Source organism: Sphingomonas sp. ERG5, assembly GCF_000803065.1.
GTDB lineage: Bacteria > Pseudomonadota > Alphaproteobacteria > Sphingomonadales > Sphingomonadaceae > Sphingomonas.
On record NZ_JSXI01000018.1, the window covers coordinates 112,142 to 127,116 of the forward strand.

The 14,975-nt window shown below is 65.1% G+C and carries 17 protein-coding genes and 1 tRNA gene; 8 read left to right on the forward strand and 10 right to left on the reverse strand.

Annotation, left to right across the window (positions count from 1 at the left end; genetic code table 11):
* The first annotated feature begins 84 nt into the window (after positions 1-84).
* Both OO12_RS05985 and OO12_RS05990 read left to right on the forward strand, forming a co-directional pair.
* Positions 85-1,302: a UbiH/UbiF/VisC/COQ6 family ubiquinone biosynthesis hydroxylase gene (locus OO12_RS05985; protein ID WP_034157742.1), complete on the forward strand. Its 1,218-nt coding sequence runs from the start codon at positions 85-87 to the stop codon at positions 1,300-1,302.
* Entirely contained in the window at positions 1,302-1,820 is a 519-nt protein-coding gene (locus OO12_RS05990) for a hypothetical protein (RefSeq protein WP_052215582.1), read from the forward strand. Before OO12_RS05985 ends, OO12_RS05990 begins: the two co-directional genes overlap by 1 nt.
* 41 nt (positions 1,821-1,861) lie before the next feature.
* Here OO12_RS05990 and OO12_RS05995 read toward each other — a convergent pair whose 3' ends face one another.
* Positions 1,862-2,512 carry an LON peptidase substrate-binding domain-containing protein gene (locus OO12_RS05995; protein WP_034157743.1) on the reverse strand — a complete coding sequence of 217 codons (651 nt, stop codon included), beginning with the start codon at positions 2,510-2,512 and terminating at the stop codon, positions 1,862-1,864.
* On the reverse strand, positions 2,509-3,405 hold the full coding sequence (locus OO12_RS06000; RefSeq protein ID WP_034157744.1) for a tetratricopeptide repeat protein: 897 nt from the start codon (positions 3,403-3,405) through the stop codon (positions 2,509-2,511). Before OO12_RS06000 ends, OO12_RS05995 begins: the two co-directional genes overlap by 4 nt.
* Before the next feature lie 193 nt (positions 3,406-3,598).
* Here OO12_RS06000 and OO12_RS06005 point away from each other — a divergent pair.
* A tRNA-Gly gene (locus OO12_RS06005) sits at positions 3,599-3,673 on the forward strand.
* A gap of 181 nt (positions 3,674-3,854) precedes the next feature.
* On the opposite strand, the gene OO12_RS06010 is transcribed toward OO12_RS06005, so the two are convergent.
* The 6 genes from OO12_RS06010 to OO12_RS06035 all read right to left on the reverse strand — a co-directional run bounded on the left by OO12_RS06010 (position 3,855) and on the right by OO12_RS06035 (position 8,265).
* Positions 3,855-4,361: a GNAT family N-acetyltransferase gene (locus OO12_RS06010; protein ID WP_200887389.1), complete on the reverse strand. Its 507-nt coding sequence runs from the start codon at positions 4,359-4,361 to the stop codon at positions 3,855-3,857.
* A gap of 186 nt (positions 4,362-4,547) precedes the next feature.
* Positions 4,548-5,027, reverse strand: coding sequence for a hypothetical protein (locus tag OO12_RS26740; protein WP_052215583.1), 480 nt, complete (start codon positions 5,025-5,027; stop codon positions 4,548-4,550).
* A 91-nt stretch (positions 5,028-5,118) separates the two neighbouring features.
* Complete coding sequence (locus OO12_RS06020) at positions 5,119-5,502, reverse strand: hypothetical protein (protein ID WP_152616285.1); 384 nt, start codon at positions 5,500-5,502, stop codon at positions 5,119-5,121.
* Positions 5,503-5,551: 49 nt separating this feature from the next.
* Positions 5,552-6,889 (reverse strand): sensor histidine kinase, encoded by a 1,338-nt coding sequence (locus tag OO12_RS06025; RefSeq protein ID WP_200887390.1) that lies wholly within the window; start codon positions 6,887-6,889, stop codon positions 5,552-5,554.
* Positions 6,886-7,560 (reverse strand): response regulator transcription factor, encoded by a 675-nt coding sequence (locus tag OO12_RS06030; RefSeq protein ID WP_034157977.1) that lies wholly within the window; start codon positions 7,558-7,560, stop codon positions 6,886-6,888. Before OO12_RS06030 ends, OO12_RS06025 begins: the two co-directional genes overlap by 4 nt.
* Positions 7,561-7,653: 93 nt before the next feature.
* Positions 7,654-8,265 carry an outer membrane protein gene (locus tag OO12_RS06035; RefSeq protein WP_034157746.1) on the reverse strand — a complete coding sequence of 204 codons (612 nt, stop codon included), beginning with the start codon at positions 8,263-8,265 and terminating at the stop codon, positions 7,654-7,656.
* 133 nt (positions 8,266-8,398) lie between these two features.
* On the opposite strand from OO12_RS06035, the gene OO12_RS06040 reads away from it, so the two are divergent.
* From OO12_RS06040 to OO12_RS06060, 5 genes are all read left to right on the forward strand, one after another.
* Complete coding sequence (locus OO12_RS06040; protein WP_052215622.1) at positions 8,399-9,523, forward strand: 8-amino-7-oxononanoate synthase; 1,125 nt, start codon at positions 8,399-8,401, stop codon at positions 9,521-9,523.
* Positions 9,520-10,149 (forward strand): dethiobiotin synthase, encoded by a 630-nt coding sequence (gene bioD / locus OO12_RS06045; RefSeq protein WP_034157747.1) that lies wholly within the window; start codon positions 9,520-9,522, stop codon positions 10,147-10,149. Before OO12_RS06040 ends, bioD begins: the two co-directional genes overlap by 4 nt.
* On the forward strand, positions 10,146-11,399 hold the full coding sequence (locus OO12_RS06050) for an adenosylmethionine--8-amino-7-oxononanoate transaminase (RefSeq protein ID WP_034157748.1): 1,254 nt from the start codon (positions 10,146-10,148) through the stop codon (positions 11,397-11,399). Before bioD ends, OO12_RS06050 begins: the two co-directional genes overlap by 4 nt.
* A gap of 63 nt (positions 11,400-11,462) precedes the next feature.
* Positions 11,463-12,038, forward strand: coding sequence for a TetR/AcrR family transcriptional regulator (locus tag OO12_RS06055; RefSeq protein WP_034157749.1), 576 nt, complete (start codon positions 11,463-11,465; stop codon positions 12,036-12,038).
* A complete protein-coding gene (locus tag OO12_RS06060) occupies positions 12,035-13,222 on the forward strand; it encodes an SGNH/GDSL hydrolase family protein (protein WP_034157750.1) in 1,188 nt (395 codons plus the stop codon). The genes OO12_RS06055 and OO12_RS06060 overlap by 4 nt, the downstream gene beginning before the upstream one ends.
* Positions 13,223-13,249: 27 nt before the next feature.
* Here OO12_RS06060 and OO12_RS06065 read toward each other — a convergent pair whose 3' ends face one another.
* Complete coding sequence (locus tag OO12_RS06065; protein WP_034157751.1) at positions 13,250-14,662, reverse strand: MFS transporter; 1,413 nt, start codon at positions 14,660-14,662, stop codon at positions 13,250-13,252.
* Complete coding sequence (locus tag OO12_RS06070) at positions 14,659-14,943, reverse strand: GNAT family N-acetyltransferase (protein WP_034157752.1); 285 nt, start codon at positions 14,941-14,943, stop codon at positions 14,659-14,661. The genes OO12_RS06065 and OO12_RS06070 overlap by 4 nt, the downstream gene beginning before the upstream one ends.
* Between the last annotated feature and the right edge of the window lie 32 nt (positions 14,944-14,975).

Below are 14,975 nucleotides of genomic sequence, written 5' to 3' on the forward strand. Positions count from 1 at the left end.
GAATGGCGTCAAGCGGATGACGTCACGGTCCGGGAAGCCCCGGAGCGCATTGGCAGCGGCTCGGCCGGGCGTTACAGCTGGGCAATGGAAAAGGCCGATGTGATAATCCTGGGCGGTGGGCTGGTCGGCAGCGCACTTGCGGTGGCGCTCGATACCCACGGGCTGACGTCGATCGTCGTCGATATCGCCGACTCGGAGGTGATCCTTGCCGCCGGGTTCGACGGCCGCGCCTCGGCAATCGCCAGCGCACCCTATCGCATGCTCAGCGCGATCGGCGTGGTTGACCGGCTAACCGGGCAGGGCTGTCCGATCCAGGGCATCCGCGTCAGCGACGGGCTGGAACCCGGCGCGCTCGACTTCGAACCCGATGCCGATGACGGCGCGCTCGGTCATATGTTCGAGAACCGGTTGTTGCGCGGCGCGCTCTTTGCAGCGGCCAGCGCGGCGCGCGGCGTCGACCTGCGCATGAAGACCCACGCCGTGGCGGTGGACCGTGGCCCGCATGGTGTCACCGCGACGCTCGATTCGGGCGCGATCATCTCTGCGCCGCTGCTCATCGCTGCCGAGGGACGTAATTCGCCGACTCGCGATGCTGCCGGCATTCGCGTCGCGCGCTGGACCTATGATCACGCCGCGATCGTCACGTCGCTCCATCACGAGCATAGCCACGAGAATGTCGCGTTCGAGATCTTCTATCCGCAGGGGCCGTTCGCGATCCTGCCACTCAACGACGATACTCAGGGCCATCGCTCGGCAATCGTCTGGTCGGTCAAGCGCCACGAAGCACCCGGCATGATGAAGCTGTCCGACCGTGGCTTCCTGGCGGAGGCGGAAAAGAAGATGGGCGGCTTTCTCGGCACGCTTGGGCCGCTTGGCGGGCGCTCGAGCTATCCGCTCGGCTTTCACCATGCAGCGCAGATCGTGTCGAACCGGCTCGCTCTGGTCGGCGACGCGGCGCATGGCATCCATCCGATCGCGGGCCAGGGCGTCAATGTCGGCTTCCGCGATGTCGCGACCCTGGTCGAGGTACTGGTCGAGGGGAAAAGGATCGGCCTCGATCTGGGTGACCCGGCCCTGCTCGCGCGCTACCAGCGCTGGCGCAGCCTCGACACGCTGATGGTGTCGATCGCCACCGATGGCCTGACGCGACTGTTCGGCATTCCCGGTAAAACCGCCAATGCCGCGCGACGCTTCGGCCTGTCGGCGGTGCAGAAACTGCCACCACTCAAGGATCGCTTCATGGCCGAGGCGCGCGGCGAGAGCGGTGAAGTGCCGAAACTGTTGCAGGGGCTGTTGGTCTGATGAGCATATTCTTCTTGGCCGCCGCTCTTCTGTTGGATCAGCCAGTGCCGAACAGCAACCCGCTGGAGCCGGCGGCATCGGGCATGCTGCAATGCCATCAGCCCGACACCGTCAAGCGGACCTGCAGATCATTGGCCGCTTATCGCAAACAGGCGGATGGGAGTTTTGACAACACCGCAACCGTGATGCTCTCGCCTTCGCCACTTCTTGTTATGGAGACGGCTACATCCGTCCGCGTCGTATCGGGCGCGGTATGTGGTTCGATCCGGAAGCAGGACATCGAGGTCGCTGTCATTTCAGTCGGCGGCAATAAGTTGAGCGAAGATCTGGCTGTACCGATCCGTGCGCAGATCGCAGTGGCCATGTCCGGGTTGATCGATCGTTCAATCTGTACGACCTATGTCTCCGATGGGGCGACGCTCACAGCGAAGGTCATGATTGGCGGAGTCGCCTCTCCGGCGATGGATCAGAAACTCATCTGGGTGGCACCGACCGATGGCTACAAGGTTGCGGCCTGAGGTCGGTTTGAGGCGGCAGATCAAGCTGGTGCGCTAGCCTCTCACTGGAGTGTCACCGAATCCTCGCCGTCGTGCCGGCCGAAGAACTGCATCAGCTGGATGATCAGTTCAGCGCGGTCCTCGATGCCGCTGGCCTCAAGCAAGGCCTGTTTCGCTGCGACATCGAACGGCGCGATCTGGGCGATGCCGTTAACCAGCGCTTCGTCGTCGAGCCGCGTGACCGCTTCCCAGTCGACCGCATAGCCCTGTGAATCGGCGAAGCGGCGCGATTCCATCTCCAGCGATGAGCGGCGCGAGAGCGACAGGATCTCGGCTTCGGCCGACACCGGCAGCAATTCCGCCTCGACCTGGCGGAAGGCGGTGGTGACGTCGAGTTCGCGGATGACGCGGAACAACGACAGCCCTTCGAGCACGATATTGTATCGCCCGTCCTCGATCGCTTCGAACTCGCCGATCTTGCCGACACAGCCGATATCGAACAGCGCGGGCGGCTCGCCTCGTGTGTCCATATTGGAGCCCATATGAGGACGGGGCTGGATCATGCCGATGCGCCGGTCGCGCGCCATCGAATCGGAGATCATTGCGCGGTAGCGCGGCTCGAAGATGTGCAGCGGCAAATGCATTCCCGGAAACAGTAGTGCCCCCGCCAGTGGAAAGACGGAAAGACGCGTGTTTCGGGGCGTATCGCTCATCCGAACAGGATCGCGGACAATCGGCGGCGCTGCGCCGAGACCCAGGGGTCTTCGAGCCCGACCACCTCGAACAATTTGAGCAATTGCGCGCGCGCCGCGCCTTCGTTCCAGGCACGATCGGCCGCGATGATCGCGAGCAGTGAATCGGCCGCGGCATCGCGGTCGCCGACGGCCATCTGTCCACCAGCCAGCTCGAAGCGCTTGGCATGATCGTCAGGATTGGCCGAGACCTCCGCCGCCAGCCCGGCAAGATCATCGACTGGCCTGGCGTCGCGCGCCAATGCCAGCGCCGATTTGGCGCGCTCGATCTCGGGCAGCTTGGCCATGTCCTCGGGCAGCGCGGCGATCGCAGCATCCGCTTCATCGATTCGCTTCGCTGCGACCAGCGCACGCAGGCGGCCCGACAGCACCGCGGGATGATCGGGCGCCAGGTCGATCAACTGGTCGAACACTGAGAGCGCGCGTTCGGCATCGCCCTCGGCCAGCACTTGCTCGCCCATCGCGATCAGCGGCTCGAGTTCGGCCTCGAGGCTCGCAGCTTCGCTCTGGATCGGCAATTGCTTGAGAATCTGGTCGAGCATCACGCGTAATTGTGATTCGGTCCGCGCCGGGGTCAGGTCGGCGACCAGCTGCCCCTGGAACATCGCATAAACGGTCGGGATCGACTTGATCTGGAACTGCGCCGAGATGAATTGATTCTTGTCGGTATCGACCTTGGCCAACACCACGCCCTTGTCGGCATAGTCGGCGGCGACCTTCTCCAGAATCGGGGTCAGCGCCTTGCACGGGCCGCACCATTCGGCCCAGAAATCGATGATTACGAGGCTGGTCATCGACGGCTCGACCACGTCGCGGCGGAAGGCTTCGACAGCTTCGCGTTCGGCGGCGCTCATTCCAAGGGTAGCCAAGTCATACTCCAATATCGCAGCGGTCCGGGTATGGGGCCTTATGTGGGCGCTTACGTCCTCAAGCCAACCCTTTTCATCGGTAATTGGCATACAGCCGTGTTGGGGCTTGCCGGACCTGAAAGCCGATGCTAGAGGCCGCCCCCTTACCCGCCCGGTCCCAGACCGCGCAGGCGCCAGAGCGGGCGTAGCTCAGGGGTAGAGCACAACCTTGCCAAGGTTGGGGTCGAGGGTTCGAATCCCTTCGCCCGCTCCAGTCTTTTCGAAGGCGTGCCGGAATATCCGGGCGTCGGGGCACATCCGGCCCAGCCGCACGCCATTCCACCATGAATACCGTGCGAGCCTGGCTCCGGTTATGCCATGAGGAGCCCGCATGGGCCCATGGAAGGGTCTCGCGGCGTCGAACCAGCCCGGCTGCCCGCTCATGAATGACGGGGTCAGGCCAGGTCTGGCGCGCGCCGCATGAGATGGCCTGTTGCCGGTGTCGTCGGATCGCCTTCCAGATGCCCGATCCGGGTTTCGGCCAGAACGAAACCTTCGGATCGATAGAGCATGATTGCCGGTATGTTGCCGGCGAGTACCCAGGTTTCGACGGTCCCGATACAGGTCGCCAGCGCATGACGGAGCAGCATCCTGCCGATGCCCGAACGGCCATGGGCGGGGTCGGCATAGAGCCAGGTGATTTCGTCGGCAGTGAACGCGACAAAGCCGGTTACCAAGCCTTCATGATCGGCGACCAGGATCTCGCCGTCGAACAACCCTTCCGAATCGGCAGTTTCCGCAAGCGAACGGAAGGCAGCACGGCCTACGGTGAGCCCGAGTTCCAGCAAGCGCGCCCGGTCATGGACGCGTGAGATGGCATCCCAGTCGGCAGGATCGTACCGCCGAACCATCCGGCCCGTGTTGTTGGCGGCAGCGTTGTTGGGGCATTGTCGCGTCTGCATCGACTTACCTGCATCGAAGATTGCGTGAACATTGCACCGCCATGACTCCGGCGGGACCCGGGTAACTCGCCAAGGGGCCTGATGCCGACCTGGTGGCGATGGCGCACAATTGCGGCCTGAAGCGCCAGCCTGTCGGACGGTGCCGGTGGATGGATCAGTGGCGCGCCGGCGCGCATCCCTGTGGCGTTACTCGCAGCGCTCCCAGCGGCCATCGCGCGTGCGATAGCTGTCGGTGCGGTCATCGTAATTGCCGTAACGATCGGTGCAATAGGCGCGACGGTCGCGCTCCTTCTTCTCTTTCTTCTTCTTGTTGCTGTCGCTGACGATCGCGGCGATGATCCCGGCGGCGACTGCCGTGCCGACGACGCCGGCGACGACACCCTTGGTCTTGGCGTCCTTGCGCTTCTTGTCTTCCCAGTCCCGACGGCGACGTTCCTCTTCCGCGCGCCGATCATCGTGCCTCCGCTCCATGTCGCGCTCGCAGCGCATCAGTTCACGGCCCTCAAGATAATCGCAGCGTCCGCGATTGGGACGGTCGTCCCCGCGCCATTCCTGACGCCGGTCGTCGCGATCCTGCGCGCTGGCGATACTGACCATGGGCAGGGCGCCGGCCAAATGGGCTGACACACCCGCAATCAGCACCAATTTTCCGCACATGGTCGTCATCTCGTTACTCCTGAACATCGCGACCTCCCGGATCGCGACTGCACAAAGCAGGCGGGACATTGCGGCAGCATGGCGTCCGCGGTCGCGCTTCTCAGCAGCCGAATTCCGGCTTGGCGTAATCATCGATGCGCCAGCCATCGGCTGCGCGATGGGCGTACATCGTGTAGAAGCAGCGCTTCTCGCTCGTCGTGGTCGGGCTGAATTCGGTGCGGGAACCGCGACGGCCTTCTTTCGTGACGGCCTCGCCGCCGGAGGTGGTCGTCTCGGCCTCCATCCATTGATAGGCGCGACGGCCATCGGGCAAGTCGCGGACGTCGACGGGTGGCCCATACCGCGCCATCACCGCTTCGGGTGACCGGCCGATATAGCCGCGCATGATGTCGGCCGAGCAACCGGACAGTGACCATGCCATGGCGACACATGCCACCGGCATCGCGCAGCGGACGATCGATACTAGCTGCGAACGCAATCTCAAGGCCCGTCTCCTTACAAGGTCCGGGATCAATTGGATCGGGAAGATTGCGTCAGCCTTGCGCGCTGCCGACAAACTCCAGCCGCATGACCGTGCCGCCATCCGGGGCATCGAAGGCTTCGACGCTGCCGCCATGGCGATCCATCACCTGCTGGACGAGATTGAGACCCAGGCCCGCGCCTGTCTGCTTGGCGTGCAGACGGTGAAATGCCTCAAAGATCCGTTCCCGTTCATCGATCGGAATGCCCGGCCCATCATCCTCGACCTCAAGGGAGTGAGTGCCGACGCGGATCGTGACCCGGCGACCGCCATGCTCGATCGCGTTCTGGATCAAATTGGTCACGACGCGCTCCATGGCGGGCGGATCGCCGCGCACGAGCCCCCCGCCAAGATCCACGAATTCCAGTTCGCCGCCACTCATGATGACATAGGGCGCGGTGTCCGCGGCGACGCGTCGCGCCAGGACGGCGAGATCGACGGCGTCGTTCATCGGCGTGATGCGATCGAGCCGCTGGAGGTCGAGAAGCTGATCGGCCAGCGTCGCCAACCGCCCGATGTCGCGGCCCAGTTGGAGCGCGAGCAGGCGATCCCCGGTGGCTTCGACCTTGGCCTGGAGAATGGCGATCGGCGTCCGAAGTTCGTGCGCCGCATCGATGATGAACCGCTGGTGGCGCTCATATCCTTCGTCGAGCCGTTGCAAAGCGCCATTGACCGCCCCGACGAACGGGACGACTTCGAAGGGAATGTCATTCGCGGGCAAGCGATAGCCACGCCGGTTGATGTTGATGCGCCCGGCTTCGTCCGCGATGACCGAGAGGCCGGCAAAGGCCCGCCGGATGATCAGCGGCGTGGCGACCAATGTGATCAGCGTCAGAATCAGCAATATCGGAACCATCAGCAGGTTGGACAGGAACAGGATGACGAACGTCATGCTGAACAGACTGCCCTTACCGAGGATGGTGAGGTCGCCGCCGGGGCCGGTCACGTGGCGAATGACGGCCATATAGTCGAACGGCGCAGAGATATCGCGAATATCAGCGAAGGTTAGACGGTCCAGATGGGACGCCAACGCCCGATAAACCTCGGGCACGTCACCGACTTCGAGGATTTCCCCCTGATCGCTGCGGGCGACGAACCAGATGTCCGGCGTGGTTCGCCGAAGCTCCCGCCATGCCTCGGTCTCGTGGAGCCGGAGCTTGCCGTCCGCACCACGATCGATCGCGGCCGTCGCGATATCGACAAAGCCGGCGTCGATCAGCGCCCCGCCTTCATCGGCCTGCACGATGAAGGCGACAAAGGCGATTCCGAAGAGGAACAGAATACCGATATGGAAGAACAGCAGTTGCGCGATCAGGCGCCGCATCAGCGACCGTGGTGTGCGTTCGGTCACAAGGGCTGGCGCAGGAGATAGCCTACGCCCCGGATCGGGTGAATCTCGACATTGGCGCCGGCCTCGGCGAGCCGTCGGCGCAAGCGGGATATGTGCGAGTCCAGCGTGTTCGACTGGATCTCATCGTCGAACCCATAAACCGCTTCTTCGAGCGCACCGCGCAGCACCGTGCGCCCGCGGCGGCGCATCAGCGTCGCCAGCACGAGCAGTTCGCGGCGTGGGAGGTCGAGGCGCTCACCCGCGACAGTCGCTTCGTCATTGCCGAGATCGTAGATCAGCCGCCCGAGTTGGACCTGTTGCAACGGCAGGCTGGCCGGACGCCGTCTGACCGCGCGGATGCGCGCCAGCATCTCCTCCATCGCGAAGGGCTTGGCGAGATAATCGTCCGCGCCGGTATCGAGTCCCGATACGCGGTCGATCACATCGCCGCGCGCGGAGATGATGATGACCGGCACGCCGGGATTGGCCTTGCGGAATTCGGGCATGACGGACAGGCCGTCGCCGTCAGGAAGGGTGCGGTCAAGCAGTATGAGGTCGCTATTGCCGGATCGCGCCGCCTCGCGAGCGTCGGCCAGATCGGCGACATGGTCTACGACATAGCCTTCGCGCTCGAGGACGGTGCGCATCGCTGCGGCCATCCCGAGTTCGTCCTCGACCAGCAACACCCGCACAAGCACACCCTTTCGTCGTTTTCTCACTTGCCACGGCAGCCGGGTAGCCCGCGGATCAGGCTACCCGGCATTGGCGTCATTGCTCAAAATAGCTCAAAAGCCGACAGATATTCCGAGCTGAGCTTTGGAGGATTTGAAGCCGTCCCCATAGTTCACGCGATCATATTCGGCGCGAACGAAGACGCCCGGCGAGATGGCCGTCTCGATGCCGGCACCGTAGAGGAAGCCCTTTTCGGTGCCGCTGGTGTTCAGGTCCTTCAATGCGCTATCACGGAAATCGGTCTTTTCGCGTACGCGCAACCAGCTATAGCCGGCCCGGCCATAGAGCAGGACGGTGGGCGCCGCCAGGATGCCGGCCCGGGCTGAGGCATCCCATGACCAGCGCGGCTTGAGCGAATAGTCGCCGATTGGGCTGGACGTTTTCAGCGTCTTGCCACCGCGGCCAATGCCGGCTTCGCCGCCGATGACCAGCATGCTGCCGATTTGCGCATCATAGCCGATATGAGCCCGATAGCCGAGGCTACCCTTGTTCTCGTCGATCTTGGACGCGATACGGGGAAGCTTATATTCGGCATCGGCCCAACGATACTCGACCGAGGCGCCAACTTTTACGCCGGTGAAGGTCGTTTTTTCTTCATGCGACTGGGCGAACGCGGCCGTCGGCGCAAACGCCAGCGCACCTGCGATTAGGTAAAGACTCTTCATACTTGTCTCTTTCCAACTTTACGCGCTGCCGGACGGGCAGCGGCTGTGCCTCTCGGCTCTCAGCGTTGCCTGAGCATTGCGCCGCTGCGTGTCCGGGCTCGCCACCGGCCGTCTGCGCCGCTACCGAGCGCGCATGTCGATGCTCTCGGTCCATCAGGACAATCTCGCGCACCTCGCGACACAAGGCCGGTTGCGGTCGCTGATCCCGCGCTGCGGGGCGGATTTCGCGTCGAACGACTATCTCGCGCTCGCTTCTTCGCCGCGGCTGCGCGATGCCGTGGCCGCCGCGCTGGTCGAGGGCGTGCCGATCGGATCGGGCGGATCGCGGCTGCTGCGCGGCAATGACGCGGAGCATGAAGCGCTGGAAAGCGACGCGGCGCGCTTCTTCGGGGCAGAAACTGCTTTGTTCTTCTCCAGCGGTTATGTCGCCAATGCCGCACTGTTCGCGACCTTGCCGCAACGCGGTGATCTCGTGGTGCATGACGCGCTGGTCCATGCCAGCGCGCATGAGGGCATGCGGCTCGGCCGCGCCGAATGCGCCTCCGTCTCGCATAATGATGTCGGTGCCTTTGAAAGTACGATTGCCCGCTGGCGCCGCGCGGGCGGCACCGGCCGGCCCTGGATCGCGGTTGAGAGCCTGTACAGCATGGATGGCGATCGCGCGCCGCTCGATGCGCTGGCTGAGGTGGCGCATCGGCACGACGCCTTCCTCCTGATCGACGAAGCGCATGCGACTGGCGTGTTCGGCACCATGGGGCGCGGACTGGCTGAGGGGCTGGAGGGGCGCGAGAATGTCCTGACGCTCCGCACATGCGGCAAGGCGCTGGGCTGTGAAGGCGCGTTGCTCTGCGGACCCGCTGTACTGCGCGACTTTCTGGTCAATCGGGGACGCGGTTTCATCTTCTCCACCGCGCCGTCGCCGCTCATGGCGCGGGCGGTGCGTGAGAGCCTGGCCATCCTTGCCGACGAGCCAGAGCGCCGCGATCGGCTTCACTCGTTGATCGACTATGCGGAACAGGTGCTCGCACCGGTCGGCGTCGCGCCCACCGGATCGCAGATTCTGCCGCTGGTGCTGGGCGATGATGCAGTGACGATGCAAGTCGCCGGCGCGATCCAGGCCGCCGGATTCGATGTTCGTGGCATCCGCCCGCCGACTGTCCCTGCGAACACCGCGCGGCTGCGCATCTCGCTGACGCTCAATGTGGCGCCGGCGCAGATCGCGGCGCTGGCCGACGCTCTTCAGGACGCACGCCTATGAGCAATCGGACGATCGTCGTCACTGGGACCGATACCGATATTGGCAAGACGGTGTTCGCGGCCGCGCTGACTGCCGCGCTTGGCGCATCCTATTGGAAGCCGGTCCAGGCCGGGCTGGAAGAAGGCGGCGATACCGCGGTGGTGGCGCGGCTCGGCGATCTTCCGGCCGATCGCATCTTGCCGGAGATATATCGCCTGATCACGCCCTGCTCGCCGCATCGCGCTGCGCAGATCGACGGCGTTGAGATCGACGTCGAGCGGCTGGCGGTCCCGGTGATCGATGGGCCGCTGGTCATTGAGGGCGCGGGCGGTGTGCTCGTACCGTTGACGCCGGACCTGTTGTTCGCCGACGTGTTCGCGCGCTGGCAGCGCCCGGTTGTGCTGGTCGCGCGGACCGGGCTCGGCACGATCAACCATAGTCTGTTGTCGATCGAGGCGCTGCGGCGGCGGCACGTGCCGATCCTCGGCATCGCCTTTGTCGGCGATGCGGTCGAGGACAGCGAGGCGACCATTGCGCGTATTGGCGGGGTGTCCCGCCTCGGGCGGCTGCCGCATCTGCCCGAGCTCGACGCCACGATCCTGAGCGCTGCATTCCAGGCCCATTTCAGCCTCAAGGACTTCCAGTGAGCGGCTCGCCTGTCTGGCATCCCTTCACCCAGCATGGATTGGGCGAACCGATCCCGCTCGTCACGCACGGCGAGGGCGCGGCGCTGTACACCGCCGATGGCCGCCGCATCATCGATGCGATCTCGTCCTGGTGGGTGACCACTCATGGCCATCGCCCTTCGCGCATCGTGGCGGCGATCGCCGAACAGGCGGAACTACTCGACCAGATCATTTTCGCCGGCTGGACGCACGAACCGGCGGAATCGCTCGCGCGCGGCCTATGCGAGATCATGCCGGCGGCGCTCACCCGGGTGTTCTTTTCGGATTCGGGATCGACCAGCGTTGAGGTCGCACTGAAAATGGCGCTCGGCTATTGGCGCAGCCGGGGCGAGCGGCGCGACCGCATCGTGGTGATGCAGCACAGCTATCATGGCGACACGATCGGCGCGATGTCGGTCGGCGCGCGCGGCGTGTTCAACCAGGCCTATGAGCCATTGCTGTTCGATGTGGCGACGATCCCCTTTCCCGTCGCCGGGGCGGAGCAGCATACGCTCGATGCGCTGGAGGCGGCATGCCGGACGGGGCCGGCGGCGTTTATCGTCGAACCGCTGGTGCTCGGCGCCGGCGGCATGCTTTTTTATTCGGCGACCGTGCTGGCCGAGACGCGGCGCATCTGCGCGCAGTACGGGGTGCTGTTCATCGCCGATGAGGTGATGACCGGCTGGGGCCGCACCGGCACGCTGCTGGCGTGCGAGCAGGCGGATGTGGTGCCCGATATACTCTGCTTGTCGAAGGGGCTGACCGGTGGTGTGCTGCCGCTCGCGGTGACCATGGCGAGCGAGCCGATCTATCAGGCGCACTACGCCACCGACCGGGCGCGGATGTTCTTTCACTCATCAAGCTATACCGCCAACCCGATCGCCTGCGCCGCCGCCAATGCCAATCTCGCGATCTGGCGCGACGAGCCGGTTCGCGAGCGGATCGCCGATCTTGGTCGCCGCCAGCAGGCCTGGATCGACAGTCTTGCCGGTCAGCGCGGCATTCGCGGCGCGCGCGTGCTCGGGACGATCGCGGCAATCGAGATCGAGGGCGAGGATGGCTATCTCTCCGATCTCGGCCCGCGCTTGCTCGGCTTCTTCCGTGAACGCGACCTGCTGCTCCGGCCGCTCGGCAACACCGTCTATGTCATGCCGCCCTACTGCATCGACGATGCCGATCTCGGCGCGATTCATACCGCCATCGCGCAGGCGGTTGAGACCTTCTGTTCCTGAGATCATTGACGAACCTAAAGCAATTAGGCAAATTGGCTAATATATTTAGGCGGAAGATATTTCATGGTACGCGCTGGATTGACGACGGAGCGGCTGGTTCGCGCCGGTGCGATATTGGCCGACGAAGCGGGGTTTGACGCCGTGACGCCATCGGCGCTGGCGAAGCTGTTCGACGTCAAGGTCGCCAGCCTCTACTCGCACGTGACCAGCGCGCGTGACCTGAAGACGCGGATCGCGTTCCTTGCGCTCGACGAGCTCGCGGCTCTGGCCGCCGATGCTGTGGCCGGCCGCTCGGGCAAGGATGCGCTGGTCGCGCTAGCCAATGTCCACCGTGACTTTGCCCGCGAGCATCCCGGTCTTTTCGCCGCGTCCCGGTTCCCGCTCGACCAGGAGAGCGCCGCCAGCAGTGGTGGCGTCAGGCTTGCCCGGATGATTCGCGCCGTTCTGCGTGGATATGACCTGGCCGAGCCGGCGCAGACTCATGCCGTCCGGCTGTTGGGCAGCGTGTTCCTCGGCTTTGCGACACTGGAGCTTGGAGGGAGCTTCAGCCATAGCGCGCCGGCGCCGCAGGAGTCCTGGTTCCACACGCTCGAAGCGCTCGACGCCCTATTGCGGCATTGGCCGCAGGTGTCGCGATGACCTGGATCGCCACCCCTATCACTCGGGACATTGTGCGCGGTGCGCTTGAGCTGGAGACGACCGGCGACGGCGTGCTGCCGCACCGTCTGCCCGCCTGGGCGCGGGCGCAGTGCGCCGATCCGCAACTGGCGATGGTGGAATCCCAGCCTTCGGGGGTTCGCCTCGCCTTTCGCACCGATGCGACGGCAATTGAGCTCGATGCCCTCGCTACCAGGCGCATCTATACGGGCATGCCGCCGCGTCTGGCCGGGGTCTATGACCTGCGCATCGACGGCCGGCTGGCGGCTCAGGCCAGCCTGGGCGGCGGCACCATCCTCCATATAGACATGGCGACCGGCGCCATCACGACCGAAGCCGGGCCCCCCGGCACATTGCGCTTCGGCGATCTTCCCAAGGGCATGAAGGAGATCGAGATCTGGCTGCCGCACAATGAGGCCGCCAAACTCCTCGCACTGCGCACCGATGCCCTGGTTCAGGTCCCAATTCCGACCGGCGGCGATCACGGCCTGAAGACATGGCTCCATCACGGCAGCTCTATCAGCCATGGCTCCGATGCCGCCAGCCCGACCGGCATCTGGCCCGCCATTGCCGCCACACTGGCCCGCGTCGAGCTGGTCAATCTGGGCTTTGGCGGTGCTGCGTTGCTCGATCCTTTCGTCGCGCGTGTCATGCGCGATACGCCGGCGGATCTGATCAGCGTGAAGATCGGCATCAATCTGGTCAATACCGACCTGATGCGGCTGCGCGCCTTCGGCCCCGCGGTCCACGGCTTCCTGGATACGATCCGCGAAGGGCATCCGGTGGCGCCCTTGCTAGTCGTTTCCCCGATCCTTTGCCCGATCCATGAAGACACGCCTGGGCCAACCGCGCCCGACTTTGCCGCTGGGCGGCTCCAGTTTCGCGCGGCGGGTGATTCGGCTGAAGTTGCGCAGGGTAAATTGACCCTTGGCGTCATTCGCGATGCGCTGGCGCACATCGTGAAGCAGCGCGCCACAACCGATCCGAACATCCATTATCTGGATGGCCGGGATCTCTATGGTGAAGCCGACCACGCTGAATTGCCCTTGCCGGATCGCCTCCACCCCGATGCCGTCACGCACCGTCTGATCGGCGAACGCTTTGCGGCGCTGGCATTGGCTCCCGTCGGACCATTGGGGCTGCGGCGGGCGATAGCGGATCGATAAAGTCGCGCCGCGCAACTCCGTGCCGCGTCAGTCTGGTCGTTTCTTGCTGTCCAGAGTGAGGAAGGCGATCGCTCCCGATGCCACCGCGAGCGCCGCGCTGATCAGCGCCGCCGCCTGGAACGCCGACGTTAGTGCAGCGCCGACTTGCGCGATCACCGCGCCGGTCAGCGCTGTGGCGATCAGCCCCCCGGTGCGGGCGATCGCGCTGTTGAAGCCTGAGGCGGTACCGGTATGGCGCTCATCGACCGAAGACAGCACTGCGGTGGTCAAGGGCGCGACCGCACCCGCCATGCCAAGTGCGATCACCACCATGCCCGGCAGCACGCTCGTCCAGTAGCTCGCCTGCGGATCGACCCCGACCATCAGCGCGAAGCCCAGGCCAGTGACGATCGGGCCGATGGTCAGCGGCCAGCGCGGCCCGATCCGCTCGGTGGTTCGTCCCATCAACCGCGACGCGCCGCCGATCACGATCGAGAAAGGCAGCAAGGCCATGCCGGCTTGAAGCGGGGTATAGCCGCCGCCCATGATCAACAGATAGGGCAGCAGCATGAGCAGCCCGCCAAGCGCGCCATAAAGCAGGAAAGTGAGTGCAGTCAGGCCGACGAACGCGCGCGACCCGAACAGCGACAGCGGCATCATGGCGCGTTCGCCGCGCCTGTGCTCGGTCATGAGGAACAACGCCAGTAAGGCGAGTCCGGCGCCGGTGCCGATCCAGACCATCGCGTTCGCTTCATGATGACTCGACCACAAGGTCAATGCCCAGGTCAGCGCGCCGAGCGCCGCGGTGGCGAGCAATGCACCGGGCCAGTCGAGCGGCTGTTGGCCCTCCGCGCTTTCCGCGACATAGCGCCAGGCGATAAACATCGCGCCCGCCGCGACCGGCAAGTTGAGCAGGAAGATGAAGCGCCAGCCCAGCCCGTCGACCAGCCAGCCGCCAAGTGGCGGCCCGGCCGCGCTGGCGATCGCACCCGCCGCCGCCCAGGTGCCGATCGCCCGGCCGCGCGCTTCGCCGGCAAAGGCGTTGCCGAGGATCGCAAGGCTGTTGGGCATCAGCATCGCCGCGCCGATCCCCTGTACCGCTCGTGCGGCGAGCAGCACGACGAGGGACGGGGCCAGCGCACAGGCGATCGATGCGGCGGCGAACAGGGCAGTGCCGGCGATCAGCATGCGCCGCCGCCCGAAATGATCGCCCGCCGCGCCGCCAAGCAACAGCAGTGCCGACAGCGGCAGCAGATAGGCGTTGACGGTCCATTGCAGGTCCGCCGCATTGCCGCCGAAGCTGTGCCCGATCGCGGGCAGCGCGACATTGACCACCGATCCGTCGATAAAGGCCAGGCTTGACGCCAGGATCGTCGCGGCGAGTGTCCAGCTTGGATGTGTAGCCGTGCCGCCTGGACCGGTCAGGGCCTGGTCGCACGGTACGGGCAGCGATGTACTCACCTCGCGTCCGGGGCGAGCAGATCCCGCTCTTCGGGATGGCGGTCGAGATAGGCCGCGACGAATTCGCATTGCGGTACGATCGTCAGCCCCTGCGCGCGGACATCGTCGAGTGCGTGCTTGATCAGCCGGCTGGCGATGCCCTTGCCCTGCAACGCGCCCGGCACCACGGTATGAGTGAAGACGATCATCTTGCCGCGCCGCTCATAGGCGGCGATCGCAAGCGCACCGTCCTGGTGAAGTTCGTAGCGCTGCTTTGCGCCATTGTTGACGATCTGAGCCATGCAGGTTTGTCGCCGCTTTCCGCTGGCGGGGC